The organism is Bosea sp. Tri-49 (genome assembly GCF_003952665.1).
Taxonomy (GTDB): Bacteria; Pseudomonadota; Alphaproteobacteria; order Rhizobiales; family Beijerinckiaceae; genus Allobosea.
Genome location: NZ_CP017947.1, coordinates 419,492 through 445,256, shown reverse-complemented (window position 1 = coordinate 445,256; position 25,765 = coordinate 419,492). Strand labels below are relative to the sequence as shown.

Annotated in this window: 27 protein-coding genes and 1 pseudogene; 15 read left to right on the top strand and 13 right to left on the bottom strand. The window is 63.0% G+C overall.

Going from position 1 to position 25,765, the window contains the following annotated elements:
• The first annotated feature begins 63 nt into the window (after positions 1-63).
• Together BLM15_RS31170 and BLM15_RS31165 are read left to right on the top strand one after the other, a co-directional pair.
• A complete protein-coding gene (locus BLM15_RS31170; RefSeq protein WP_126116817.1) occupies positions 64-876 on the top strand; it encodes an SDR family NAD(P)-dependent oxidoreductase in 813 nt (270 codons plus the stop codon).
• Positions 873-1,382, top strand: coding sequence for a hypothetical protein (locus BLM15_RS31165; RefSeq protein ID WP_126116777.1), 510 nt, complete (start codon positions 873-875; stop codon positions 1,380-1,382). Before BLM15_RS31170 ends, BLM15_RS31165 begins: the two co-directional genes overlap by 4 nt.
• Positions 1,383-1,822: 440 nt before the next feature.
• Here the strand turns inward: BLM15_RS31165 and BLM15_RS31160 are convergent.
• Both BLM15_RS31160 and BLM15_RS31155 read right to left on the bottom strand, forming a co-directional pair.
• Positions 1,823-2,039, bottom strand: a pseudogene (locus BLM15_RS31160) (low affinity iron permease family protein); the annotation flags it as partial.
• Between the two features lie 118 nt (positions 2,040-2,157).
• On the bottom strand, positions 2,158-2,664 hold the full coding sequence (locus tag BLM15_RS31155) for a YciE/YciF ferroxidase family protein (protein ID WP_126116816.1): 507 nt from the start codon (positions 2,662-2,664) through the stop codon (positions 2,158-2,160).
• Positions 2,665-2,736: 72 nt separating this feature from the next.
• Between BLM15_RS31155 and BLM15_RS31150 the strand changes: the two genes are divergently transcribed.
• The 4 genes from BLM15_RS31150 to BLM15_RS31135 all read left to right on the top strand — a co-directional run bounded on the left by BLM15_RS31150 (position 2,737) and on the right by BLM15_RS31135 (position 5,051).
• Positions 2,737-3,036: a hypothetical protein gene (locus BLM15_RS31150; protein ID WP_126116776.1), complete on the top strand. Its 300-nt coding sequence runs from the start codon at positions 2,737-2,739 to the stop codon at positions 3,034-3,036.
• 232 nt (positions 3,037-3,268) lie between these two features.
• Positions 3,269-4,039 carry an exodeoxyribonuclease III gene (gene xth, locus BLM15_RS31145; protein WP_126116775.1) on the top strand — a complete coding sequence of 257 codons (771 nt, stop codon included), beginning with the start codon at positions 3,269-3,271 and terminating at the stop codon, positions 4,037-4,039.
• 144 nt (positions 4,040-4,183) lie between these two features.
• Entirely contained in the window at positions 4,184-4,483 is a 300-nt protein-coding gene (locus BLM15_RS31140; protein WP_126116774.1) for a PepSY domain-containing protein, read from the top strand.
• Positions 4,484-4,517: 34 nt separating this feature from the next.
• Positions 4,518-5,051: a hypothetical protein gene (locus BLM15_RS31135; protein WP_126116773.1), complete on the top strand. Its 534-nt coding sequence runs from the start codon at positions 4,518-4,520 to the stop codon at positions 5,049-5,051.
• A 449-nt stretch (positions 5,052-5,500) separates the two neighbouring features.
• On the opposite strand, the gene BLM15_RS31130 is transcribed toward BLM15_RS31135, so the two are convergent.
• The gene (locus tag BLM15_RS31130) at positions 5,501-6,391 is read right to left on the bottom strand and encodes a hypothetical protein (RefSeq protein WP_236846837.1); all 891 of its coding nucleotides are present in this window, start codon (positions 6,389-6,391) and stop codon (positions 5,501-5,503) included.
• A 211-nt stretch (positions 6,392-6,602) separates the two neighbouring features.
• Entirely contained in the window at positions 6,603-6,740 is a 138-nt protein-coding gene (locus tag BLM15_RS31555) for a hypothetical protein (protein ID WP_164547747.1), read from the bottom strand.
• 51 nt (positions 6,741-6,791) lie between these two features.
• Here BLM15_RS31555 and BLM15_RS31125 point away from each other — a divergent pair, with 51 nt between their 5' ends.
• The 3 genes from BLM15_RS31125 (at position 6,792) to BLM15_RS31115 (ending at position 8,224) form a co-directional block, all read left to right on the top strand.
• Entirely contained in the window at positions 6,792-7,052 is a 261-nt protein-coding gene (locus BLM15_RS31125) for a hypothetical protein (RefSeq protein ID WP_126116772.1), read from the top strand.
• Between the two features lie 171 nt (positions 7,053-7,223).
• On the top strand, positions 7,224-7,949 hold the full coding sequence (locus BLM15_RS31120; protein WP_126116771.1) for a Crp/Fnr family transcriptional regulator: 726 nt from the start codon (positions 7,224-7,226) through the stop codon (positions 7,947-7,949).
• A gap of 47 nt (positions 7,950-7,996) precedes the next feature.
• Positions 7,997-8,224, top strand: a complete 228-nt coding sequence (locus BLM15_RS31115; RefSeq protein ID WP_126116770.1) for a DUF6894 family protein — start codon at positions 7,997-7,999, stop codon at positions 8,222-8,224.
• Between the two features lie 24 nt (positions 8,225-8,248).
• Here BLM15_RS31115 and BLM15_RS31110 read toward each other — a convergent pair whose 3' ends face one another.
• Positions 8,249-10,309: an ATP-dependent helicase gene (locus BLM15_RS31110; RefSeq protein WP_126116769.1), complete on the bottom strand. Its 2,061-nt coding sequence runs from the start codon at positions 10,307-10,309 to the stop codon at positions 8,249-8,251.
• A 274-nt stretch (positions 10,310-10,583) separates the two neighbouring features.
• Between BLM15_RS31110 and BLM15_RS31105 the strand changes: the two genes are divergently transcribed.
• From BLM15_RS31105 to BLM15_RS32095, 3 genes are all read left to right on the top strand, one after another.
• Positions 10,584-10,934 carry an ethanolamine utilization protein gene (locus tag BLM15_RS31105; RefSeq protein ID WP_126116768.1) on the top strand — a complete coding sequence of 117 codons (351 nt, stop codon included), beginning with the start codon at positions 10,584-10,586 and terminating at the stop codon, positions 10,932-10,934.
• Positions 10,935-11,259: 325 nt separating this feature from the next.
• Positions 11,260-11,658, top strand: coding sequence for an alpha/beta fold hydrolase (locus BLM15_RS32100; protein WP_206734946.1), 399 nt, complete (start codon positions 11,260-11,262; stop codon positions 11,656-11,658).
• A 5-nt stretch (positions 11,659-11,663) separates the two neighbouring features.
• Positions 11,664-11,972 carry an alpha/beta fold hydrolase gene (locus BLM15_RS32095; protein ID WP_206734945.1) on the top strand — a complete coding sequence of 103 codons (309 nt, stop codon included), beginning with the start codon at positions 11,664-11,666 and terminating at the stop codon, positions 11,970-11,972.
• 24 nt (positions 11,973-11,996) lie between these two features.
• Here the strand turns inward: BLM15_RS32095 and BLM15_RS31095 are convergent, their stop codons facing one another.
• Genes BLM15_RS31095 through BLM15_RS31075 form a run of 5 tightly spaced genes read right to left on the bottom strand, consistent with a single transcriptional unit; the run spans position 11,997 to position 17,910 of the window.
• The gene (locus tag BLM15_RS31095; RefSeq protein WP_126116767.1) at positions 11,997-12,326 is read right to left on the bottom strand and encodes a hypothetical protein; all 330 of its coding nucleotides are present in this window, start codon (positions 12,324-12,326) and stop codon (positions 11,997-11,999) included.
• Positions 12,323-14,848: a cytochrome c oxidase subunit I gene (ctaD, locus tag BLM15_RS31090; RefSeq protein ID WP_126116766.1), complete on the bottom strand. Its 2,526-nt coding sequence runs from the start codon at positions 14,846-14,848 to the stop codon at positions 12,323-12,325. Before ctaD ends, BLM15_RS31095 begins: the two co-directional genes overlap by 4 nt.
• Positions 14,845-15,828, bottom strand: a complete 984-nt coding sequence (gene coxB / locus BLM15_RS31085; protein ID WP_236846836.1) for a cytochrome c oxidase subunit II — start codon at positions 15,826-15,828, stop codon at positions 14,845-14,847. The genes ctaD and coxB overlap by 4 nt, the downstream gene beginning before the upstream one ends.
• Positions 15,825-16,973 (bottom strand): c-type cytochrome, encoded by a 1,149-nt coding sequence (locus BLM15_RS31080; RefSeq protein ID WP_126116765.1) that lies wholly within the window; start codon positions 16,971-16,973, stop codon positions 15,825-15,827. Before BLM15_RS31080 ends, coxB begins: the two co-directional genes overlap by 4 nt.
• Positions 16,951-17,910, bottom strand: coding sequence for a cytochrome c oxidase assembly protein (locus BLM15_RS31075; protein WP_236846835.1), 960 nt, complete (start codon positions 17,908-17,910; stop codon positions 16,951-16,953). The genes BLM15_RS31080 and BLM15_RS31075 overlap by 23 nt, the downstream gene beginning before the upstream one ends.
• On the opposite strand from BLM15_RS31075, the gene BLM15_RS31070 reads away from it, so the two are divergent.
• Positions 17,798-19,066, top strand: coding sequence for a PQQ-dependent sugar dehydrogenase (locus tag BLM15_RS31070; RefSeq protein ID WP_236846834.1), 1,269 nt, complete (start codon positions 17,798-17,800; stop codon positions 19,064-19,066). The two genes, BLM15_RS31075 and BLM15_RS31070, sit on opposite strands and share 113 nt — an antisense overlap.
• Positions 19,067-19,832: 766 nt before the next feature.
• Here the strand turns inward: BLM15_RS31070 and BLM15_RS31065 are convergent.
• Positions 19,833-21,524 (bottom strand): sensor domain-containing diguanylate cyclase, encoded by a 1,692-nt coding sequence (locus tag BLM15_RS31065; protein WP_126116762.1) that lies wholly within the window; start codon positions 21,522-21,524, stop codon positions 19,833-19,835.
• Positions 21,525-21,878: 354 nt separating this feature from the next.
• On the opposite strand from BLM15_RS31065, the gene BLM15_RS31060 reads away from it, so the two are divergent.
• Positions 21,879-23,456, top strand: coding sequence for a methyl-accepting chemotaxis protein (locus BLM15_RS31060; RefSeq protein ID WP_164547745.1), 1,578 nt, complete (start codon positions 21,879-21,881; stop codon positions 23,454-23,456).
• A gap of 240 nt (positions 23,457-23,696) precedes the next feature.
• Here BLM15_RS31060 and BLM15_RS31550 read toward each other — a convergent pair whose 3' ends face one another.
• On the bottom strand, positions 23,697-24,572 hold the full coding sequence (locus tag BLM15_RS31550; protein ID WP_164547744.1) for a DUF1236 domain-containing protein: 876 nt from the start codon (positions 24,570-24,572) through the stop codon (positions 23,697-23,699).
• Positions 24,573-24,767: 195 nt separating this feature from the next.
• Here BLM15_RS31550 and BLM15_RS31545 point away from each other — a divergent pair, with 195 nt between their 5' ends.
• The gene (locus BLM15_RS31545) at positions 24,768-24,935 is read left to right on the top strand and encodes a hypothetical protein (protein WP_164547743.1); all 168 of its coding nucleotides are present in this window, start codon (positions 24,768-24,770) and stop codon (positions 24,933-24,935) included.
• Between the two features lie 364 nt (positions 24,936-25,299).
• On the opposite strand, the gene BLM15_RS31050 is transcribed toward BLM15_RS31545, so the two are convergent.
• The gene (locus BLM15_RS31050) at positions 25,300-25,713 is read right to left on the bottom strand and encodes a DUF1236 domain-containing protein (RefSeq protein WP_126116759.1); all 414 of its coding nucleotides are present in this window, start codon (positions 25,711-25,713) and stop codon (positions 25,300-25,302) included.
• Positions 25,714-25,765 lie beyond the last annotated feature (52 nt).

Here is a 25,765-nt window from a genome sequence, read left to right as displayed (position 1 = left end):
AGAGGCTCTCTACCGTCCGTCTGCCGCCCCCTTCGCTTCAAGGAGACGACCATGCCAACAGAGATGGGTTCAGGACGCATTCTGATAACGGGCGCCTCGGCAGGCATTGGCGCCGTCTATGCCGATCGGCTGGCAAAGCGCGGGCATGCCCTAATGCTTGTCGCACGAAATGGTGAGAAGCTCCGCGATCTCGCTCAGGGTTTGATCAGGGAAACCGGGGTGAGCGTCGAAGTTCTGGCGGCCGATCTCGGCAATCGCGCTGAACTGGCCGGCGTCGAAGAGCGTCTTCGCGATGACGCCCAAATTACCGGGCTGATCAACAACGCCGGGATGGCGGGCGAAGGCCCCTTCGCCTCCGCCGACCCCGACCATCTCGAACGCGTCATCCAGCTTAATGTCATGACCGTCACCCGGCTTGCTGCGGCCGCTGCTCCTAGAATGGCGCGCCAGCGCAGGGGTCTGATCGTCAACATCGCGTCGGTGACCGCCTTGATGCCGGCCGCCTTTACCGCCGTCTATCCTGCGACCAAGGCCTTCGTGTTGGCCTTCAGCGAGGCTCTTCATGCCGAGCTTTCGCCGAAGGGAGTGCGCGTCCAGGCCGTACTTCCCGGCATTACGCAAACGGCGATCTGGGACGAACAGCGCCTGGCGCAAATCCCTTCCGAGATGGTCATGGAGGTCGGTGACATGGTTGACGCCGCTTTGGCCGGCCTCGATCTGGGTGAAGCCGTCACGATCCCCTCGCTCCCCGATCTCAAGGATTGGACCGCCTTCCTCGCTGGGCGCGAAGCGCTCGGTCCGCAGCTTTCGCTCAGAAAGCCGGCCGCCCGCTACATCACGCAAGGCAAATTCGAGATCCAGGGGAGGTCGTCATGATTGTGGGGCTTGCGATCGAGACGTTCGTTCTTCTCCACGTGGGCATCAGCTTCGTCGGAATCATAAGCGGCATCGTCGCGCTTGCGGCCCTGGCCGCGCACAAGTGGCTTTCGGGTTGGCAAATCCTGTTTCTGGCAAGCACGACGGCGACGAGCGTCACCGGCTTCATGTTTCCGATCAGCGGCTTGACGCCAGCGCTGATCGTCGGGGGGCTTTCGCTCGCCGCACTCTCAATCGCCGCAGCGGCCTGGTTCGTTGTACCTCAAGGCCGCGCCGTAACGGCGTACGCATTGGGCGCCACCACGGCGCTCTATCTGAATCTCTTCGTCCTCGTCGTTCAATCGTTCCAGAAGATCGACTTCCTGCAGGTTCTGGCCCCGACGCAGAGCGAAATGCCTTTCGTTGCATCACAGATAGCGCTTCTGGCTGCTTGTCTGGTTTTGGGCCGGAAAGTCCGGAGGGGCGGCTCGAAACTCGCGCCCAAGATGCGAACGAGCTTCGCATGAGGTGAGCACGAGCTTGTCAATGTCGCCATTGCTGGCATCAGACAGTATTCTTCAATTCACTGTCCATTTTCTACTCGGTATTCCAGGCGGGACGCTGATGGGTCTGCTGAGCTTCGACAAGTATGTTGCATCCTCCATCGGGATGCCGCCTCCGGGATCCAACCTACGGTTTCGGGCTCGGCGCGTGGCCGCTCATCATCACCAACGGCGTGTGCTTCCTGCTCTCCGCCTTCATCCTCACCATGACCCTCTTGCCGCAGAAGGCGAAGGACGCGGTCGCCAGATCTATCGATCCAGCCGCCCGCTAGCGCTCCAGCGCGGATCGACGCCGAGCTAGCGTGCCAAGAAGCCGTCGGTTCATTGATCGAGCTGAGTCTTGCAGATGTCAGAGTGGCGCCCGCGTCGCGCGGGGACCCTGCTCATGTCATCCCGACTTTGGAGAGGAGCTCGTCGAGCTTGATCTGCATCGCTGCCGTGTCGCGGTTCTGGCTGTTCTGGATCACGACGACCATCAGGAAGGTGATGATCGTCGTCGAGGTGTTGATCACCAGTTGCCAGGTATCGTTGAAGCCAAAGATCGGGGCCGGACACCGCCCAGATGACAACCACCGATAGGGCGATGAAGGCTGTGGCGGGTTTGCCGGAATAGCGGGCAATAGCCTGCGAAAGCCGGGTGAAAAAGGAGGACGGCCAAGATTTGATATCGGATCGGATTTGTCTGGCATGGCGACCACATAAGTGAAAGGCGGCTCCGGCGAACCGGAGCCGCAAGAGGTCAGGCGGCCTTGGCCTGAGCCTGCTTGTTGACCTTGCTTTCGCCGAGCTTGGAGAGCGTCTGGTCAGTCTTCAGCTCCTCGATCAGCGTCTGGTCGAGGAGCTTGGCAGCGTTACCCAAGCCGAGTTGTTGAGCCCACGCTTTCAGCGTGCCGTAGCGCGCAATCTCGTAGTGCTCTACGGCCTGGGCCGCGCCGAGGAGACCGGCATCGAGAGCTGGGCTGCCTTCGAACTCCTCCATGATCGATTTGCCTTCCTCGATGATGCCGAGAATGGCGTCGCAGGTCTTGCCCCGAGGAGCCTTGCCGATGATCTCGAACACGTCGCTGAGACGCTCGACATGGGTCTCGGTCTCGTCGCGATGCTTCTCGAACGCTTGCTTGAGTTCCGGCGCGGTTGCGGCCTTCGCCATTTTTGGAAGGGCCTTCAGGATCTGCTTTTCGGCATAGTAGATGTCCTTGAGCGTATCCAAGAACAGATCGTTTAGGGTTTTAGGTTCATTGGCCATGTCGCGCTCCCTGGCTGACTGAAGCCCATGGAACGAAGGGCGTCGCACGCGGTTCCGGTCCAAGAGCAAAATATGCCGAGCCGCAGCGGGCGAGGCACATTCGACACGGAGGCTGCGATGCTAATTCAATCACATACTGACTATGCGGCTGCGGCCGAGCGAGCCAACACCTTGAGCGATGCTCCTGAAGGTTCTGCCGCTGCCGAAGAGCTGAAGGGCTTGGTCGCAGCGCTTCGCCAATGGGATGAGGATCACCGCCGAGACAAGCGAAATGGGCCGGAAGCGAATCCTGAGCCGGGAACGAACCGCAGTCCTGATGACCTCGCCGTCGCGGGGCTGCCCGGAAACCTCGGCAAGCTAAAGCTCGATTAGGTCGACCCCAAAGCCCGGAGCAATTCGCCATGCGAACACTGGTACAACTGGTAGGCCTATTGCTCGCAAACGAGATTGCGGGTGGGAAAATCCCCAAGCCCTTGGCGTTACCTCTGGGCTATCTCGTTTCGCGGCTTAGGACACCGCCGATGACCTTCGCTGTTCTGAGCTGCGTCCTTCAGCAGCTCGCCCCTGATCGCTCGAGACGTGGTCACCGCAAACCGTCTCGCTCGTGAAAATAGCCACTTTCAATGTTAACGGGATCAATGGGCGCCTGCCGGTGCTGCTCCGCTGGCTGGCGGAGGCCGAGCCAGATGTCGTCTGCCTCCAGGAACTGAAGGCACTACAGAGCAAATTCCCTGAAGCCGCGATCCGCGATGCCGGCTATGGCGCGATCTGGCACGGCCAGAAGAGTTGGAACGGTGTCGCAATCCTGGCGCGCGGCGCCGATCCGATCGAGACGCGCCGCGGTCTTCCAGGCGACGAAGACGATGCGCAGAGCCGCTATATCGAAGCGGCCGTGAAAGGCGTGCTCATCGGCTGCCTGTATATGCCGAACGGCAATCCGGCACCGGGACCTAAATTCAACTACAAGCTGGACTGGTTCAACCGCCTATCTGACCACGCGGCAGAGCTGCTCTCTCACCAAGTGCCCGTGGCCTTGATCGGCGATTTCAACGTGATCCCGACCGAGCTCGACGTCTACAAACCGGAGCGCTGGATCGACGACGCCCTGTTCCGCCCGGAAGTGCGGCAAGCCTACCGTGAGCTGCTCGAACAGGGCTGGACAGATGCATTGCGCAAGGTGCACCCCGGCGAGCGCATCTACAGCTTCTGGGATTATCTCCGGAACGCGTGGGGTCGGAACGCCGGTTTGCGCCTCGATCACCTGCTGTTCAGCCCGGATCTCGCGAAGCGACTTAGGGCTGCCGATGTTGATCGGCATGTACGCGGCTGGGAGAAGGCGAGCGATCATGCGCCGGCCTGGGTTCTTCTCTCGTAATCCACCGGTGCCATAGTCACCCCGCTCTTGGGGCACCCGCAATCAGCAATTTCACCGACTTTCACTTACCGGGCGGAACCACTCTTTAATCCGGAAGTTTTCTCCTATCACTGGCATAACCTGCTGACATTCAAGGAGATTCTCATGCGCAACGTGATTATCACGTCGATCTTCTGCGCCTTGATTTCAACCGCCGGCGTCGCGCAGACATCGACAACCGCGCCAACGCCTTCGCCCACTGCTCCGGCCGATGCCAATGCGCCCCTGCCGGGAGCCAACAGCTTCACGGAAGGACAGGCCAAGAGCCGGCTTGAGGCCAACGGCTACACCAATGTCGCCGGCCTGAAGAAGGACGACAACGGCGTCTGGAAGGGGAACGCGACGCACTCCGGCGCTCAGGTGACCGTCTCGGTCGATTACCGGGGCAACATCACCCGCAACTGACATTCGGTCTTGATGACAACAGGAGGAGAAACTCATGCGCACCGTCACGCGATCCTATGAGAGCTACGATATCGCCCGTCGAGTCGTCGAAGAACTTGAATCAGCCGGGTTCCCGGCCGCGAATATCAGCCTCGTCGGCCGCCACGAGGATGCCGATGACGGCAACGCTGGCGAAGGCGCCGGCATCGGGGCCGCGGTTGGAGGCGCGGCCGGCCTGCTCGCCGGGCTTGGCCTGATCGCGATTCCCGGGATTGGCCCAGTCGTGGCGGCTGGCTGGCTTGCGTCCACTGCCGCGGGTGCTGCGGCGGGCGGTGCTACCGGCGGCATCATCGGGGCGTTCACGAGCGCTGGTGAGGATGAGGAGAGCGCCAACTATCACGCCGAGACCGTTCGACGTGGCGGCACCGTGGTGTCGGTCAAGGCGTCGGAGGATCAGGCCCTTTCGGCCGAGGCCATCATGGATAGCGCGACGCCGATCGATCGAGACACCCGGCTTACCGAATATCGGGACGAAGGCTGGAGCAGGTTCGACGATAAGGCGGAGCGCTATCGCGGACCTCTGATCTGACGACGCGCGTCCTATCCGCATTCCCCGCTTGGCGCTCGGAAGGGTGCCAGGCCTCTCCAGAATCGCCACTGGCATTCGGCGCTCGCCCGCCTAGGTTTGGGGCGAGCCGAAGGAACCGGCATCGAGCGAGCCGTGGATGTATCGGTCGCTCGATGACGCCGGCCGGAGGCCAAGGGGACGGCCAATTAGAGAAACGCGGTCGCGCTCGGCGATCCCCAGGCCCGGCCTTCTCGTGAAGGCCGGGCCTGTTTATTGCCGCACAGAACGAAGAGCCGGCGTTCCGGGCGTGACAATCCGCAAACATGCAGGTCCGTGACCTCAATGGAGCGTAGGACCCGCTGCGATCCAAGGCCCCCATCGCCGCCTCCCTTGGCTGCCTCGTTGCGCGCTATCGCGATACCTGTCGCAGCATCTCACATGCGTAGGCCGGAAGCGGGGGCAGTTGCAGGCTATACGGTGCGAGCGGCTCTGGTTGCCGCTGCTCGCTCGATTGACCTGGCTTTCCGGCGAGCCACACGCAGCTCCGCCAGCGTCGGAAGCCACCATCCCCTTGCCTGTTCTTTTTCATTGGACGCTCGCCGCGCTGGCCAGGTTCGCACAAGTTCGTCGAGCGTCGGCGAGCGCCAGAAGACCCAGACATAGTCGCCCATAGTGTTCGAGACAGGATATGTCGCAACCGTCGCCAGGTCCGCTATCTCTCCGTCACTGCCTGTCACCGACACGATGCCAATGGCTGTCATCACCGGTCGCCCGATTGGCGGTAGCGCCGAACTTGGTAGTGGAAGACGCTTGCGCCGGCGCTCAGTTGCCAGCTCCTTGATCGCGGCAAACTCCGGCGAGCGTTTCAGCTCCTCGCGCCGCCGCTTGCGCTCGCCGGGCTCGGCCCGTCGGGCAGCGATCTCGATGGTCAGCCAGCGCTCTCTGAGCGCCTCGAGGGAACGATACGGCACACGCCAGGCGCGCTCGCCCGCATCCCACGCGGCCCATGGAATGGCGCGAAGCTCCTCGATGACAATCCGCGAATATGGAGTTCTAACGATCAGGTCGTCGTTCGCTTCGAGGTACTGGCTCTCGATAGGATCGAACGCAAATGCATCTCGCCCACGCTCATCGGCAAAGGCCATTGGCTCTGACAGCTCGTGCTGAAGCCAGAGCCCGACGCGGCGTTCAGCCGTCGTGCCGGGAACGAACCACGTTTGGCTGTCGTCATGCCATCTCGCGCGCGGAAACCTTGCGCGGAAGCGTTCGACCAAGCTCGCGTCATAGGGGAACGAAACGATGGCTCCCGTTCTGTCATCCTGACCGCGAACCTGGATTTCTTCGATCGTGGCGACAGGCATCGGGTTAACATGCCTTGTTGCTGGCAATATCGGCCAGCCACAATTTCGGATCGGTCCGAGTTATCTCTCAGTCTCGCATCGCGTGCATGTCGTCTGACTTCAGAGCACGAGCGGGCAGCCCTCGAAATCGATGTGTCGGGCGGAACGGAGGATCCGCGCCCCCTTTGGCAGCGTCTGCCCGATCCCGAAGAATTAACGAGGCTGAAAAAGGCTACGTCGCTAGCAACGACGCCAGCGTCGAGAGGAGCCTTTCCCGAGGTGCGGGCTTGCCGATATTAGCCACACCATCGAAAGCGGGGTGCTGATCGAGCGTCGCCTGATCGTACGCACTGGACAGCAGGAACGGCACGTTCCGCTCCTTTATGCGGCGCGTGTTGACGCCGCTAGGCGGAGACAGGCTATGCTTACCGGAAATGGCTATCTGAACCTGCGCGACGGGAGCAGGACAGAGGTCGCGTATCAATTTGCAGCCGATTACGACGACCACCGGGCGGGCTATCTGCTCTTCGACACGGCAGCATTCGACGACAGCTCGTTTTGCCATCGACTGACTCTTGATTGTGACGATGGCACATGCGTGGTGGTCGTGGTCATGAACCGCAGCGACAAGCATCTGGCGATCACGGGTCGTGTGCTGGCGCCCCCGGTGGAGGCGGCGTAGCAGCGAGGCCCGCCCGGGAAAAGCTCTTCTTCAGCGCTTCGAAGAGATGGACGGCGCCGTCATCGTCCTTGCCGTCATCCATTCCAGCGCTCAATATCCAGGCCTGATTGGGCAAGTGCTGCGGCCAGTCGACACCGCAGTCTGACAGCATTCAGCGAGGAAGCGGACGGGATGGATAAACGCGAGCATCTTGAAAAGCTCGTCCGCAAGCTTGAAACGATCACATCGCTCTCCGAGGAGGAACGGGGACTGCTTCTCGAGTTGCCGGTCAGCGTGCGGCCGTTCGATGCATACCAAGATATCGTCAGCGAGGGCGAGCGCACCAAGCAGTGCTGCCTGGTGATCGAAGGCCTTGTATGTCGATACAAGATCGTCGGTTCAGGTGAGCGTCAAATTCTGTCGCTGCACATTCCCGGAGATATCCCGGACCTGCATTCGCTTCACATCGAGGAGATGGACCACAGCCTGGGAACCCTGACTGCAGCGACAGTGGGCTTCATCCCACATGATGCCGTTCGCCGCATCACGCGCGCCTCGTACCGGGTAGCTGAAGCATTCTGGCGCGAGGCATTGATCGACGCGTCGATTTTTCGCGAATGGATGGTTGGTATCGGCAGGAGATCGGCCCCGAGCCGCATCGCGCATTTTCTGTGCGAGTTCATTACCAAGATGAAGGCGATCGGGCTTTCCGATGGTCATACCTGCAATCTGCCGATGACTCAGACCGAGATTGCCGACGCGCTCGGCTTGTCGACCGTCCACATCAACAAGAAGCTGCGGGAATTGCGCCAGGCGAAGCTCGTGCGGATCCGCGCCAACCGCATCACGGTGCTCGACTGGGATAAGCTGTGCGAGCTCGGCGAATTCGACGCGCGCTATCTGCACCTGCGAAAGTAATTGTCGGGTAGCTGGAACCTGAATGGCTGGGTACGCATTCTGCGAGGATGACGCGCTACTTCTTCCACACCCGCGACGGCGACAAGACCGACCTGGATGATGAGGGCGTCGAGTTGCCTGATGATGCGAGTGCAAAGAACGCTGCCAAGGAGCTTTTGGTCGGGATGAACCGCGAGAAGCTGCCGAACGGAGATTTTCTGGCGCTGACGGTGACGGTCCGGGACGCAGATGGTGCGCAAGTGTATGTCGCAGAGCTTAAGCTTGAGGGCCATTAGGCGCCCCGCTAACAAGCAATCGACTCAGCGCCACATGCCGCGCATCTTGGCGCGAACATCGACCTTTGGGCCGCCGGACGGCGCCCGCGCACCCGTGGGTGCCGCCAGCGGCCACGCGCGCCGCTCGAAATACTTCAGCAGATTGTTCGGGATGAAGCGCGTGCGGGCGGCATAGACGTGCCTGTCACCGGTTGATGACTGGCCGTGCGTGAAGAAGCGCTGCGGCACCATCAAGTGCAGATCATCCTTGGCTCTGGTCATGGCCACATAGAGCAACCGGCGCTCTTCCTCGATCTCGTCTTTGGCGCCGGCGCCGAGATCGATCGGGATGCAGCCGTCGACAACATTCATGACGAAGACCGACTTCCACTCCTGCCCCTTGGCCGAGTGGATGGTCGAGAGGATCAGATAGTCCTCGTCGAGATGCGGCACGCCGGCCTGGTCGCTGGTGGCGTCTGGAGGGTCGAGCGTCAGCTCGGTCAGGAAGCGCTCGCGCGAGGGATAGCCGCCGGCGATCTGCTCGAGCTGCAGGAGGTCGGCCTGGCGCGTCGTTGCGTCCTCATGGATCCGCTCCAGATGCGGCTCGTACCAAAGCCGGGCCCGCTCGATCTCGGCCGGCCAGCCTGAGCTGCCGGAGCGTAGCGCCTCGCACGCCTCGACGAACGCGGTCCAATCTTCTCCTGCGCGTGCCGGTGCGGGCGCTTCGCGCAAAGCCTCTGCCCGATCCGGCGCCTGCGCCAGATGCTCGATGACGCGCTGGGCCGAGGTCGGACCGACGCCGGGCAGCAGCTGCATGACGCGGAACGCCGAAACCCGGTCGCGCGGATTCTCGACGAAACGCAGCAACGCGAGCAGGTCCTTGACGTGGGCGGCGTCGAGGAATTTCAGCCCGCCGAACTTCACGAACGGGATGTTCCGGCGTGTCAGTTCGATCTCGAGCGGACCGCTGTGATGAGACGCGCGGAAGAGCACGGCCTGCTGCTTCAGCGTTGCGCCGGCCTCGCGGTTTGCCAACACCGTCTCCGCGATGAAGCGGGCCTGATCGGCTTCGTCGCGGACGTTGACCAGTTCTGGCTCCGCGCCGGCGGCACGATCGGTCCAAAGGTTCTTGGTGAAGCGCTCGGCGGCAAGGTCGATCACCGCATTGGCGGCGCCAAGGATCGCTTGCGTCGAGCGGTAATTCTGGTCAAGCGTGATCACCTCAGCCGGCGGCGAGAACGCCAGCGGGAAGTCGAGGATGTTGCGAACGGTCGCCGCCCGGAACGAATAGATCGACTGGGCGTCGTCGCCGACGACGGTTAGCCCCTGACCATCCGGTTTGAGAGCGAGCAGGATCGAAGATTGCAGCCGGTTGGTGTCCTGGTATTCGTCGACCATGACATGGTCGAAGCGCGCCCCGACATCGGCGGCGAGATCGCCATCGCTCATCGCTTGCGCCCAGTAGAGCAGCAGGTCGTCGTAATCGAGCACATTCTGCTGCTGTTTGGCCTCCACGTAAGCCGCAAAGAGCTGCTTCAGCTCCTCCGCCCAGGCGATGCACCAGGGATAGGACAGCCTCAGCACCTCCTCGATCGGCTGCTCGGCGTTCACGCAGCGCGAATAGATCGACAGGCACGTTCCCTTGGTTGGAAAGCGCGCCTCGGTCTTCGAGAACCCGAGCTCGTGCCGGACCAGATTCATCAGGTCGGCGGCGTCCTCGCGATCATGAATCGTGAAGGCGGGGTCGAGCCCGATCTGCTCGGCGAGGTCGCGCAGGAGCCGCGCACCGACGCCGTGGAAGGTGCCGGCCCAATTCAGCGCATCCACAGCGATGCCCGCGCCATCGCCCATCACCTTGCGGGCGATGCGCTCGACGCGGCGGATCATCTCGGAGGCGGCCCGGCGAGAGAAGGTCATCAGCAGGATGCGCCGCGGGTCAGCGCCGCAAACGAGGAGATGGGCAACGCGATGCGCCAGCGTATTGGTCTTGCCCGAGCCGGCGCCGGCAATGATCAGCACAGGCGGAGCGGGATCCGCGCCACCGCCATGCGAGACCGCCCGCCGCTGCGCCGGATTGAGGCTGTCTAGATAGACGTGCGCGTTCATGATTGATTCGGCCTGTCGGAGTTGAAGCGCAGCACGGGGCAGTTGGAGGGTGCAATGTCGAATAACGGCGCCAAATTGCCTTCGTCAGCGATTTGTTCCGATTATGTTCTATAGCTGACAACAGATGAAATGTCAGCGGCCATCGGTCGGCTGACCGCTTGGCTTCGATTGCGACGCGTCCCTGCGCGCGGGAACTTTCTCGCCGAGCGTTTGTAACTTGAGCTCCCATGCTTGGTTTTGGGGCAGCGAAAACACTTCGCACGGAGAAAGACGAATGAACGTTCGAAAGTTCACAAGGGCCGATGCGTCGATGGAGCGATCCCCTGGTCAACAGGCAGGTGTGTTCGTTGGCAATCTGATCGATGAGCGACACGGGGGGCCGATAACCATCGGCTTTGGACGTTATGAGCCAGGCCAAAGTCTCTCCGAGACCATGATTGTCGACGACGTCATGGTCATTCTGGAGGGCAGACTTTCGGTTGAGACAGAGGCCGGAACGATTACCGCGGGGCCTGGCGAAATCGTCTATATGCCGAAAGGTGAAGCCGTGACGATCCGCTCTCACGAGGAAGGCGCCGTGACCGCCTATGTCACCTATCCGCATTGGCAGTCGGCACACGAATAGCGACCATCACCATCAGCATGTCGGTTTGGCTCGTCGTCCGCAGTATTCGTTGAGGAACCCGCAGGATCGCTGGCGGTGCTCGTTGCCCCTCCTTCGCCGTGCTCTCGGGCCGTTCGCAACCCAACCTCCATTTGCGCGTTTCCAAGCCAGCGCGAGGAGTGCTGGCATGACGTCACCGAAGCAACAGCGGCTGCGGCTTTCCGGCGGGAACCGACCTGTCCTTTATCACCACAGGCGACGTGGCTAAGCCCGCGCTGCTGCTCCTGCATGGCTTTCCAAGCTCGTAACGCACGTTCGGTGGCGTCATTCCCGGATAGTTGCTTACGTGATCGCGCCCGATTTGCCAGGCTATGGCCAGTCGGCTCCCTTGCCTGTGCCAACCTTCGATGCATTCGGCACTGCGATCCAGGAGCTTCTGGACCCTCTCGCGATCAGCCATCGCTTAATCTATCTGCCTGATTGGGGAGCACCTGTGGGCCTCGATATCGCCATGCGGTCCCCCGAACAGGTTTCCGGCCTGATCATCCAGAATGCGAACGCGCATCGCAGCGGCTTCGGGCCGTTATGGCAGACGACGTTCGAGTTCTGGGCAAACCCCACGGCAGAAAACGAAGCAAAGGCGACCTCACACCTCACCTTCAAATTCACGCGCGAGCAGTACACGGGCGGGCTGCCGGAGGAGGTCGCCGCAAGGATCAAGGGAGAGCCCTGGATCGAGGACTAGCGGGGATGAACCTGCCCGGCCGCATGGACATGCGGCGCGCCCTGATCTCCGACTATGCCAACGTAATCGCCCGTTTCGATGCCTTCGCAGACTACCTCAGGAGATGGCAGCCCCCGGCGTTGATGCTGTGGGGCCGGCACGAACCATATTTCGCGCTAGCCGGGACGGTATCTTGGATGGAAGACCTGCCGAGAATGGAGGCGCACATCCTGGACGGAAGTCATTTCCTGCTCGAAACGCGCGCCGAATCCGCTCTTGCCTTCATACTCGAGTTCATCGAGCGAACGGGACAACCTAAAGGCCGTGCGAAATGACGTCGCGGTGAGGAAGGCCCCTCTTCAACGACAAGCGTTGAGCAGAGCCGCCGCAACCGCCGCCCAGCCAATGCCAAGGAGGCTGAGCGCATCAAGCGCACCGGCAGTTTGGAGCAGGAAGAGCCCCCATGACTTTGCCGGGTTTTGGTTCCGCCGCCGCAGGATCAGCATGTGGGCGAGGATCGCGACAACGGCCAGAAGGGTCGCAGCGGTGACAATCGTGTCGTGGACCGCCGCTTGGTTCCAGCGGCAGGCCAGCGATTCCGACGCGTAGATCGTCAGGAAATGGGCGGCCCAGACCGTGGGGCCGACGAGCGCGGCAGCCGCCTGACGCAAGGGAGCGGCCCTGATCACGGCTCTGCCACCATTCTGGGGAAGCCGTGGGTGAGGAGTAGGCCGAAGGATGCCTGCCCGATGGCGTAGACCCAAAGCAGCATAAGGACATCGAAGACAACGCGCCTGCTGCTGTCGAGCCGTCCGACCAGGACGCGAGCAATCGCAAACAGGGCGATGACGACGACCGCTGCGATGATTTGTGCCTGCAGCGCTGCATTGGCATAGACCATTGCCGCATAGCCGCTGGCTTGCGGGCGCAGGCCACTCCGCCAGTGGCCGATGAGGTCGAGCGCGAGCGCTGCCGCAAGGGCCGTTACCCCAGCAAGGAGAAGCAGGGCCACCAGCCCGGTGCGGCGCGCGTTGCGATCGAGAAAGTGATGGGCCCCCGCGAGCAAGGTGCCGCTGATGCCGAAGGCCGCGAGCGAAGCCCACGCGCTTGCTGACGACGGCAGGTCCGACTGTCGCGGCCATCGTTCCGGCGCCACTGTCCAGAGGTAGAGGAAGCCGAAGAGATAGGAGAGATAGAGCGCAGCGGCGACGAGCAGCAGGATGACCATAGCCCACCAGCTGTGCGAGACCGGCCCGGACGCATAGGTCGGCAGAACGATGCCGCCGCCGATGTCGACTTGGCCGGCCGATGGCGGATCGCTGTTCCACATCCAGACCAGAATTGAGATTACGGCCAGGACACCGCAGATCGCAGCGAGCGTCACGGCCTTGACGGTGAGCAACAGAAAGAAGGTGGCAGTGAACAGGGCAGCGCTGACATGCGCATAGCCGGGCCCGCTGAGGCGCATCAGATATTGCGGCTCGGCCTCAATCGGCGAGGTCACGATCGTCTCGCGGGCGCCGGTTGCCGTTCCCGGGAGATAGTAGCCGCCGGCTTCGATGTCGCGGGCTAGATTTGGCTGTTGCCAGAGCGGATCGCGGCCAATCACGCGCGGAATGCTGCGCGTGGCATACTCATGGTTGGGCAGCCATTCGAGGCTATTGGCGCCCCAGACATCGCCCGCGGGGTGCGATCCAGTCAGCCGCATGTTCCTGATGACATCGATGAGGAAGACAACGATGCCGGCGGCAAGGATGAAGGCGCCGATCGTCGAAACCATGTTGAGCCCGTCCCAGCCGATTCCGGCTGGGTAGGTGTAGACCCGGCGCGGCATGCCGATCAGCCCGGTCACATGCATCGGCAGGAAGGCGATGTTGAACCCGGCGAAGATCAGCCCGAAGGCCCATCGGCCAAGACGCTCCGAGAATGGACGGGTGCTGAAGGCCGGGGTCCAGTAGTAGATCGCCGCGAAGAGCGGAAAGACCATGCCGCCGAACAGCACATAGTGCAGGTGGGCGACGATGAAATAGCTGTCATGGGCCTGGCGATCGAACGGCACCATCGCCACCATCACCCCGGTCAGCCCGCCCAGCGTGAAGATCACGAGAAAGCCAATCACGAAGAGAGAGGCCACCGTCAGCTTGAGCCGTCCTGCCGCGATCGTCGCGATCCAGGCAAAAACCTGGATGCCGCTGGGGATCGCCACCGCCATGCTCGCGGCCGAGAAGAAGCCGAGCGAGCGGGCCGGGATGCCCGTAGTGAACATGTGGTGGACCCAGAGGCCGAAGGAGAAGAAGCCGACCGCGATCAGTGCCACTACGATCAGGCGGTAGCCGACGAGGGACGTTCCGGCCATGGGCGGGACGATCATCGAGACCATGCCGGCTGCCGGCAGGAAGATGATGTAGACTTCCGGATGGCCGAAGAACCAGAAGAGGTGCTGCCAGAGCAGCGGATCGCCGCCACGCTCGGCGATAAAAAAAGGCCAATCGAATGCCCGCTCGAGCTCGAGCAGGATGGTCGCGAGGATGACGGCCGGGAAGGCGAAGACGATCATCGCGGCGAAGATCAGCATCGTCCATGCGAAGATCGGCATCCGCGCCAGCGTCATTCCCGGGGCGCGGGTGCGCAGCACGCCGACGATGATTTCGATCGCACCAGCGATGGCCGAGATCTCGATGAAGCCGATGCCGAGCAGCCACCAGTCGGCGCCGATGCCGGGCGAGAAGCGCGTGCCGGTCAGCGGCGGATACATGAACCAACCGCCCGAGGGCGCGACGCCGAAGAAGAGCGTGCAGAAGAAGACTGATCCACCGATGAAATAGGCCCAGAAGGCGAAGGCGCCGAGCCGCGGGAAGGGCAGATCGCGGGCGCCGAGCATTGGCGGCAGCAACAGGATGCCGACCGCCTCGACCGCCGGCACGGCGAACAGGAACATCATCACCGTGCCGTGCATGGTGAAGATCTGGTTGTAGGTGTCCTGCGAGAGGAAATCGTTGCCCGGCGTCGCGAGCTGCAGGCGGATCAAGAGGCCGAGCACACCGGCGAGCAGAAAAAACAGGAACGCCGTCGCGATGTAGAAATACCCGATGATGGTGTTGTTGACGTCGCTGACGACGCGCCAGCCGCGCGGACCCTTCCAGACCGCTTCGAGCTGCTCAAGCTCGCCTGCGGGCCGTGGCAGGGCGGACGGGAGCTCAGGAGCACTCATCGCAGGCTCCCGAGATGACTGGTCAACGCGCTTATCTCTTCGGCCGAGAAGATCGCGAAGGGCGGCATCAGGGCGCCGGGCTTCACGGTCTGCGGGTTGATGATGAAACCGGCGAGGTTTTCGGGGGTGTGGGGCACGGTCGCGGCACCGAGGAAGCGCCTGCCGCCGACGCGGCTGAGATCGGGGCCGACCACGCCCGCCGCCTGCGTGCCGCGCACGGCATGGCAGGCGCCACAGCCGGCGGATAGGAACAATTGTTCGCCTCGGACGAGGCGCCCCTCGGCAGGCCGGCCTCGCTGATCGGCCGCAGCCAGCCAGGCGTCGAATTCGGCCTGCGGTACAGCAACGATTTCGAGCGCCATCAATGCGTGCGGCCCGCCGCAATACTCCGCGCACTGGCCGCGATAGACGCCCGGCCGGTCTGCCTTCAGGCGGAGCCGGTTGGTCCGGCCGGGGATCATGTCGAGCTTGCCGCCGAGGCTCGGCACCCAGAACGAATGGATGACGTCGTTGGAGCGCAGGGTAAACTCGATGTCGCGACCGACCGGGATCCTGATCTCGTTGGCCTCCGAAACCGGCGCTGCGCCCTCACGGTGATAGGCGATCCGCCACCACCATTGTTCACCGGTCACATCGATCCGCAGCTCGGGCGGCGTCGGCACCGCGATTGTCTCGCGCATCAGCCAGAGGCCGTAGCCGAGCAGAACGCTCAGCGTGACCACCGGGAAGACGGTACCGCCCCATCGGATCAGGCCATCGCCGCTGAGCACTCGGCGGATGCGCGCCGGCCCCCAGATCGCCGCGCCAAGGGCTGCGAGGACAAGGGAGAGGATCACGGCGGCGCCGGCGAACAGGCTCCAGCTCAGCAGCGCAATCCTTTCCGCTTCGTCGCCAGCCGGAGACAAAGCCGATTGTGGGGAACAGGCGGAAAGCCCCGCCAAGCCGACCATGGCTGCGGGAATGACAGCGCCTCGCCTCATCGACTTGCCTCGGGCGCAGGAGCGAGGCTCGCGAAATAGGCGGCGACGTCCCGCGCATCCGCCTCGCCGAGCCGGCGTGCGATCGGCGCCATGATTTTCCCCGTCGTGCTGCGATCATTGAGACCGGCCCGCCAGACTGCGAGCTGGCCTTCGAGATAGCGCGCGGGTTGCCCATCTAGGCGCGGATATTCGGGAGCGGCCTCGGCACTATGACAGCCGAGACAGGACGGGACGCCGCGCGCAGGTATCCCAGCGCGCGCGATCGCTTCGCCCCGCGCGCTAGCGGCGGGTTCGGAGTTCTCCGCCTGCGCGACAGGCCGCGGCAGCGAAGCGTAATAGCGCGCGAGCCGGCCGACCGCAGCGTTCGATAGGTCGGCCGCGGCAGTTTGCATCACGCCGCTGTCGCGCTCGCCGGCGGCATAAGCATGCAACGCGTTCTCGATCATGGCTGCCGGTTGGCCGTGCAGGATCGGAACAAGGCGGCTCGGCGGACCGCGTCTTGCGCCATGGCACCGGGCGCAGGCGCCGATCGCGTCCGCCTCGGTCTGCCCCGTCGCGATTTCCGCGCCGCTTTGCGGCTCGGGTTCGATTTCACCCAGCGCCAAAGCGCGATAGCCGTGCCGGTCCAGGCTCGGCAATCGGCGTAGGAAGGCAACCACGGCCCAGATTTCATCGTCGCGATGCAGCGACGGAAAGCCGGGCATGCCGGCATATTTCAGCCCGTGCTTGACGATCCAGAACAGCTCGCCGTCGCGCCAGAGGCCGACCTTGTCGCTAAGATCGGGTGGCGGCGGCAGCATGCTCGCGGCAACGGGACTGATCGGCGTTCCGGGCGAGCCGTGGCAATAGGCGCACCCTGCATGGAAATGGGCGGCGCCGAGTCGCACCCGGTCTTCATCGTTCTCCTCAGACAGGCTGATGGAGGGCGCGTGTGCCTTGACCGAATTCTCCATGCCGAAGCGCAAGAAGTAATCGACGATCCGAAAATGACCGGTGCTCGCCGCGACGTTGTAGGCGCCAGACCAGGCGAAGAGAAACGCCCCAACGAGGACCACTACGGCCATGGCGCCGGCGACGCCGAGCAGGCGCCGCGGCGTCGCGAGCAGCCAGACGGCCGCTCGCCTAGCGTGCGCGAGCGGCGACATGGCCAGAACGCTCGCCGTCTTCGAGCCGCCCGATCATCCGCGCCACAAGCGCGATGCCCGTGATCAAATAGCTGAGCGGGCAGGCGGTGATCATCAAAAGGCCCGCAAGCTGCTGGTCGGCGAGGCTGGACGGCCCTGTCGTGCAGAGGGCCAGGACGAGGCCGTCGAGATTGTAGAGGTCACGCGGCGCGAAGATCAGCAGGGCGCCGAGCAGGCAGGCCAGCTTTCCGGTCAGGAGAAGCGCGATCAATGCCCTCCATTCCGATGCGGCGATGAGTGCAGACCAGAACCAGACCGCGGCGCCAGCAAGCACGCTCATGAGGCCGAACTGGCTCGCCCCGGACGATGCCGCGAGTTGCTGCACTGCCGGAGCATGCCAAGCCCAGAGGGCGAGGAGTTGGACGAAGCCTGCGGGCAGGAGCGCTGTTGAGGCGAGGCGCCCGCGCTTGCTCAGGCCGAGTGCCACCAGCGGCGCAGCGACATTCATGAGGGCCAAGTGCTGCAACATCTGAAGGGATAGCGGGCCGAGTTCGACGACCGACACTGTAATCAGGCCGGACACGGCCAGCACCGCGGCCCCGATCGTAATCGGCCCTGACGCGTCAAGATGTTGCGTTGTGGACTCCCGCGAGCGGTGCAAGCGATCTCCCCCTTTGGCGACAACCTGCGATCGGGACCACGGTTCCGCTCTGATTGCGGTATGTGCGAACAAAGCAAGGCGGATGGCGTTCAGAACGGCGGGGGCACGGATACTGAAGGTTGGTGTCATGGCGCATTTCCGGAATGCACTTCTGGCGAGCGGAGTCGCGACGTCCCTTCTGGCCATGGCGGCCTGCAGCGAGCCCTCCTTGCCGGAGGAGGCCGGATACGGATCCACCCCGATCCTGCCCGAGCCCAAGAGCTCATGGTTGCCGACGATCAAGGTTGCCGACGCCATCGGCTGGAATCAGGGCGAGAAGCCGGTGGCAGCCAATGGGGGGCAGGTCACGGCGTTCGCGACCGGGCTGCAACATCCGCGCTGGCTCTACGAATTGCCCAATGGCGATATTCTGGTCGCCGAGAGCGACGCACCGCCGAAGCCTGACGACAAGCAGGGCGGTGTGCGTGCCTGGGTCCAGGGGCTCTTCATGAAAAAGGCTGGCTCCAAGACGCCAAGTGCCAACCGCATCACCCTGCTACGCGACGGGAATGGCGACGGCGTCGCCGAGACGAAGCGCGTCTTCCTCGAGAATTTGACCTCGCCATTCGGGATGGCGCTTGTCGGCGACCAGCTTTACATCGCCAATGCCGATGCGGTCGTCCGCGTCCCCTATGCGCTCGGCGAAACCAAAAGCGCGGCAAGGCCCGTCAAGGTCGCTGACCTGCCGGCCGGGCGCAATCATCACTGGACGAAGAGCCTCCTCGCCAGCCCTGACGGAAGCAAGCTCTATGTCGGCGTCGGCTCGAACTCGAATGTCGGCGAGAACGGCATGGCCGAGGAGGAGCAGCGGGCGGCAGTCCTCGAAATCGATACAAGAACGGGCGCCACGCAGGTCTTCGCCTCCGGCCTGCGCAATCCCGTCGGCATCGACTGGAATCCTGTCACCAAGGAGCTTTGGGTTGCCGTGAATGAGCGCGACGAGATCGGTGATGATCTCGTTCCCGACTACATGACCTCGGTGAAACGCGACGGCTTCTATGGCTGGCCGTACAGCTATTTCGGTCAGCATGTAGACAAACGCATCGAGCCGCCGCGTCCGGACCTGGTCGCGAAGGCGATCAAGCCTGACTATGCGCTTGGCTCGCACAGCGCCTCGCTCGGCTTCACTTTCGTCAAGGAGGGACGAATGGGCCAGGCCTATGCCGGTGGCGCTTTCATTGGCCAGCACGGCTCGTGGAATCGCCAGCGGCCGGTCGGCTACCGCGTCATCTTCGTGCCCTTCGCCGAGGGCAAGCCGTCGGGTATGCCGAGGCCGATCCTGACCGGCTTCCTGAACGAGAAAGGCGAAGCGCGCGGCCGTCCAGTCGGGGTGCGCGTCGACCAGCGCAATGGCCTGTTGGTGGCGGACGACGTCGGCAATGCGGTCTGGCGGGTAACGGCGCCAGCAAACTGAACAGTGAGCAGAGCAGCAGGGGCAACCAAGACAACTGACAGGAGCGCCCAGAATCCGGTAACGTCAGCTAGCGATCTGAAGCAGGCGGGTGCCGGTGTATGATGACGCTCGCTTGCGACGCCAGTCAGCCAGGCGTCTCCTATGGCGCCGAACCGGAAATGGCTAGCTAGTGACCGCTCCTCTTGCCATGCGCCGAGTCGTCTGCCTGGCGCCCCCGTAGAAGCTGATGGAGAGAATCCCGCAAGTTTCTCAGGCCTTCGACAGGCATCACAAGACGAGCCCGAACGACAGCTTCGATGGAAATTTCTGCGGTTGGCCCGGCCAACATTTTCTCTGCGATCGGCCGCCCGTGGATGAAGGTTAGGGTAGCCAATTCGCCTGTGAGCGAGCAGTTGAAGGGGCCTGCGACGACAGTCTCGGGGATGTTGTCGGGATCAACGACACGAATGTAACTCATGGCTTCCGCTGCGAGTACGGCATTCGGAGAATCTCTACCTCTCGCCGATGGGACGCGTGGGAGGCGGCTGTCCATCGGCGAGAGGCGTGGCGCTGGTTGGGGAGCGCCAAACTCACGCTAGCACGCCGTCTCGAAAGGAAAAGGCCTGCCCCGGCGCGGGAATATCTGCGCTAAATCCAGATAGGCCGTAAACTCCTCGCCGCAGCCTCCCGCCGCGGTGGAAGGGGACGCCAGGGAGAGGTCGCACCCGATGATCCGTCCTGTAATCCGAGAACGGAACTCCTCGGAACTGCTGCCGATTGGGCCAATTCAGGCAGCGCGCCTCCAACAGCCGCGGCCCATCTTCTTGGCTTCGTAAAGCGCTGTATCAGCCTTGTGCACGAGCGCATCGAGCGAATCCGCGTCGTGCGGATAAACCGCCAGGCCGATCGACAAGGCAACGTCGAGTTTCTTGTTGTTTATCGGGACCGGTTCGACCATCGCCTCCAGCAGCCGCAGAGCCAGGGCCGTCGGGTCGGCGCCCTTTTGTTCGGGCCGGCACAAAACCACGAATTCATCGCCCCCCACCCGGGCCAAGAGGTGCCGTTCTCCCAGGACCGAACGGAACCGCGCTGCGACCGAACGGAGGAGAACATCGCCCACGGCGTGCCCGTAGGTATCGTTCACGCTCTTGAAACGGTCGAGGTCGAGCCACAGAAGACCGAATTCGTCACCGGACGCGGCGGCGATGTCGATGGCCCTTCGAAGTTCGCTGCGGAACAGACGAAGATTCGGCAGGCCCGTCAGTGCATCGTGATTTGCAAGATAGGTCATGTGCTCGCGCGCGGCCTTCTCAACGCGGATGTCGCGGATCTCGACTAACTGTCGCGGGGCGCCGCTGGACAGGATCGGCGTGGCGTTCAGCGCAATATCGACGAGGACGCCGGTGGCGGTCATCAGCTGCGCCTCAACTCCCCTCAGGCAGTTATTGCTGTGGTCGCTGGTCAGTGCAGGCTTGGCGATAAAATTCGTCAGGGGGGTCCCTTCGATCTCCGCCTGACCGAGGCCGACCAGCTGCTCGAAGGTCCGGTTTGTTGCGATCACTTTCTGGTTCTCGCATACGACGATACTCGTCTGTGCCGCCTCGATGATGTTTCGCATCTGGTCCGCATCGGCGGACGCCCTGTGAGCGCGCTTGTCGAAGGCGATGGCCACCAGGCTGAGAGCCACGATCACTGACGCCACGAAGGCGACCGAAAGCCCAAGCAGAAACTCTGACAGTCCTCCGTCCGAAACAGTGAGGGTCGGGTCGGTTTTGACAACGGCCGCGGCCATCGCCGTGAAATGGAGGCAGCAAACGGCCCCGCCAAATAGCGTTGCGGCGATCAATCTGTGCCCCCGCCTGTTGGCGAGACGTTCAATGAGGATGGCAGCGCTAATCAGCAGGACAGCGGAGCTCACGGAGAGCGCGACTAAGGTAGGTTCCCAAGCGAACGTGCCCGCGAACACCAGCGCTCGCATGCCGGTGAAGTGCATGGCAGCAATAGCCGCGCTGAGTACGACAGCGCCGACGAGCGCGCATGGGAGAGCTGTCGACATCAAGAGGGGCATAGCGCTGCCGGCGATCACGATGCTCAGTAGCGCGGAGGCAAGCGTCAACGTGATGTCGTAGCTGACGGCAGTCGCGGGGGCAAAGCCGAGCATCGCGACAAAATGGGTGGACCATATCCCGCCGCCAGCCACGCAGGCGGCTATGAGCGACCAGCCGTGCCGCGCTCCGCCTTGTTGCGCGCGGGCGTGGTTGAGAATCGCAAAAACGGTGAAACCCGAGACGAGTGAGACGAGAACCGCCAGAAGAACGAGTTTGGGATCATGGTCCGTCCGTATGCAATCCAAAATCCGGATGAACATGCGCAGCCTTGCCGTTACAGCAGTTGACCCCAAGAATCGTCGCCCGGCCTTGCGGCTCGATTTGAAGCTTGACGATGGGGTATCGCAGCGCGGCTGAAAGTTGTCGATCAATGGAATATTGCAGGAGAACGCGCAATTTTAGACATTTACTGGTAACTGCGTGCTGAATCTGCGATTCACCAAAAATTCCAGATCCGTTTTCCTTGTGGATCAAACGCCCTCAGAGCAGACCCTGACGGCGACAGCATTGCAGGCCTACCGACTGGCTCGGCAATGCGCCAACTCCTGCGTGGCGCCTGGCCAAGAAGCTAATAGTTGTGTTGGCGTCGCCTAGGTATGCGCGCTCCGGATGCAGGGCACCAGGCGGCCCGCCTCTGCCACCATTCAGGTCACATCCACGACAGAACGTTAACTTCTGCATGCGACCAATTTTCCGGGGGGCTGGTAGAGGCGTGGATCGAAACAATGACGGCGCGCAACGGCGCCAGCGATAAGGGGCGGCTGGGCGTCCTATTGCAGCGTTACCATCTGTGGATTGGCCAAAAGCTCGGCCTGCCAGACCTCGACGAAACCGAGGCGGGATTGCTGCGGCGCCTGCAGTCTGAAGTTTTCTCAGCAATCTTGCCACCGGTTCTCATCTCCAACATCGCGGCTGCGGTAGTTACGGCGGCGGTAGCGATTTGGCACGGCTGGGTTTTAGCTGCGGTCGGTTGGTTTACATGCGTCGTTGTAATCGGCATGGCCGGCTTGCGCCGAACTCGAGCGCTTGAGACACGCCAGCGTGCGGAACCGCCCTCAGAGCGTTTCACACGGCGCACGATTGTTGACTCGGCCATACTGGCTTTGCCGTGGCTCATTGCTGGGCTCTGGCTCAATCCGTCCCTCGTGCCGGAAATGGAAACGCTCGTAGCAACGATCCTGGCTGGATTGATTTTCGCGGGCATCTTTACCATGGCGAGCATGCCGGCCGCAGCGCTGACTTTCTCAGGCATGGTGATGTTCGGTCGCCTGGCTCAGGTCATCTATACACCGCTCGATCAGGCACTAAGCAACCTCGCGCTTCTAATTATTTACAGCATCATACTTTTGGTGTCGTTGCGCGCTTTTGCGCGACTTTATATTGACCGTATTCGCTCCGCGCTTGTTGCTTCCAGACTACGGGAAGAGGCGCTTTCACGCGCTGCCCGCGAGGAGGACCGCAGGGAGTCGGCCGAAGCACATGCGCGCGGCTTCCGCGATGAGGTCGGCGACATCATGAACGCCTTCACGAACTCAGCGGGGCGCATGACCGAGGCCGCCATAATGCTGCGCACTATCGCGGGTGCGACGCATAGTTCGCTGACCAGTGCCGTCTCGCGCGTTGCTTACGCCAGCGACGATATCTTGTCGGTCGAGATATGCTCCCGCCGGCTCGCAGACAGTATCGGCCAGATTCGTCGGGAAACCGACACAACGAGCGGCCTTGTCGGCGCCGCCGCGGCGGATATTGAAGCGGCCATTGCCATCCGCGCCGAGCTCACCGATGCGGTTCGCGACATCGGTGAGGTCTCGGAGGTGATCCGGGGCATTGCCACGCAAACAAATCTACTCGCCCTCAACGCCACGATAGAGGCAGCCCGAGCCGGCGCTGCCGGGCGGGGCTTTGCGGTCGTTGCAGGAGAGGTGAAGGATCTGGCCGCCCGCACTGCGATCGCAACACAAGAAATTGGGGCCAGGATCGAGGAGGTACGAACCGCCACGGAACGGTCCGTGGCCGCCATGCGAAATATCGGTCAGTCGACGGAGGCGATCGTCAACGCCACCGGCGGGATCGTACGCGCCGTCGACGAACAGGCCAGCACGATAGACACAATTGCATCGCTGTTGGCACGCGCGATCGCTCAAGCCGAGCAGGCAACTGGCGCGATGAAGCAAGTGGCTTTCGACGCAGAACGCACGTTGAGCAGCGGTGAAGAGATCGCGGATGCCGCAGCGGTGGTTGACGGGGAGGTCACGCGCCTAGGACAAACCGTGACCCGCTTTTCAGGGCAGATGGCAAGCTAGGCTGGTCGGCTTGGCGCCAGAAGCCGACGTTAGCTGGGTGCCCGGAAGCAGAGGATAGTCGCGGGCGGTCAGCGCCGAGTCCAGCCTGAACCCGATATCGGGAATGTTCACTTTGATGCGAGCCGAGCTGGTGAAGTTGCTCCTGTGGCCAACAGGGCCACAGCTCTTGCTCAACGATAAGAGACCCGGCCTCGCAAATGCGAGACCGGGCGTACCATGCGTGTTTAGATCGTCAGGACACTATTCGATGACCTCAACGATCTCGCGGCTTCTGGGATCCACGATCAGCACATCGTCGCCGATCAGCGCGTATTGATAGCCGCGCAACTGTTGATCCTGCTGCTCGACCTCGGCCGGCAGCGGCCGCAACGCGACCTGCGGCGGCAGGATCGCGCCCTTCAGGCCGTCGACGCCCTGGATCTCACCGGGCCTGGCATCTGCTAGGATCATGCGGGCGAGTTCGTGCCGGTCCGCCGTACCGTTCGACGGAGGCGGACTTGCGCCAGCAGGCGCCGCGGCGGCCGATTGCGATGCGCGCTTGTCGACGACCTCGACGATGCGCCGCGTGCGCGGCTCGACGATCGCGACTTCCTCGCTCTCGGTCATGACGTATTGATAGCCGCGCCAGTCGGGATGGCGCTCGATCAGCTCGTCAGGGACGTCATGATAGGGCACGCCGGCAGGCAGGACAACGCCTTGACGGAAGACGACCGAATCCGGCCGGTGCCAGCGCCTGACGTCGCGTTGACGCTCGAAGGCCGCGTAGACGTCGACGTTCCCGCCTCTGCCGCCGCGGCGATCAATCACCTCGACGATACGACGGTCGCGGGGATCGACGATGACGATCTCACGCTCGGAGACCGTGTAGCGATAGTCCCGGTATTGCGGCCTGACCGCGGCGATCTCGCTCGGCAAGGGCTGGAGCTGCACGCGCGAGGGCAATTCGGCACCGACCGAGACGGAAACCCCGAGATTCTGAACCGGACGGACCTCGTTACGCTCGACGCGCTGGCGAACCGTGTCGGCAATGCGCTGGTTGTCGGTACCGGCCTGTGCATTGTCGGTGGACTGGCCGCTCGGCGCGGCACGGTTCTCGGCCGGCTGCGGGCTGGTCATTGCGGGCTGCGTCGCATCCGGGCGCTGCGCATTGATTCCGGGCCGCTGCTGATCGTCCTGCCGGGGGGCAGGCTGCGCCGTGCTCGGAGCAGCTGGCCGATTGTCCGGCCGCTGCGGCTGCGCTGTGTCGGGCGATCGTGGGGCGCGGTTGTCGGGCTGAGCCTGCTCGGTCGGCCTGCGGCCATTGCGGTCGTCTTGCCGCTCACGCTGCGCCTGCTCGCGCTGCTGTTGCGCCTCTCTTTGCTGTCGCTCTCTTGGCTGCTCTTGCTGAGCGCGCGAGCTCGGCGCTGGGTCTGGTCGTTCCCGTTGGGCCTGGTCGCGTTCGCGTCGCTGGCCAGAGCCGCGTTGTGGATCTTGGCCTGACTGATTTTCACCGCGTTCGGAGCCTGGAGCATACATGCGTTGCGCCGGGGCTGTTTCTGGCTCAAGCGCACGCCCCGGCGCTTCGCGCGGCGCGCGTTCTACCTGAACGGGGCCTTCTCCCGGGCCGACAATGACTGGTTGCGCCCAAGCGATACCGGCGTGAGCGATGATCGCGATGGTGGCGATGCCTGCAAATTGATTCATGGGACATGCTTCCGAGCTTCGGACGCCGGCACCCTAAAGAGCAAGTAAATGCTGCCTGTCCTCCTCCCTTTTTTGAGGGTGGAGGCCATTCGAAGGGTGCCGATCGACCTAAGACAAAAGGTGGATCCCGCATAAAACGATGCGGGATCCGACAATCGGCCTATTCGATCACCTGGACGACCCTGCGGGTTCCCGGTTCAACCAGCACTGTGCGGTTATTGACTACGGTGTAGCGGTATCCTTTGACGCCATACTCGGCCGGCACCTCGCGATAGGTCACGCCCCGGTCAGGAAGCACCGATCCAACGCGAACCTCCTCCGCATAGGTGTAGGAGGGAACCCGCTGTTCGGTGACATACGTCTTGAAGCGCGGCGTGTTGTCTCCAATGATCCCGCCGACAACCGCACCGCCTACGCCCCCGACTACTGCGCCGACCGGTCCACCGACAACTGCACCACCGACTGCGCCTGCGGCAGCGCCGCCGGCCGCACCGCCCTGCGCGCCTTGAGGATTTTGGGCGAGTGCCACAAACGGAGCTAGCGCGATGGCGGCTGCAACGATGAGTTTTTTCATGGGTCGATCTCCTGGTGTTCCCCCAGATCGAGGCTCCAACTTAGAACCCTTA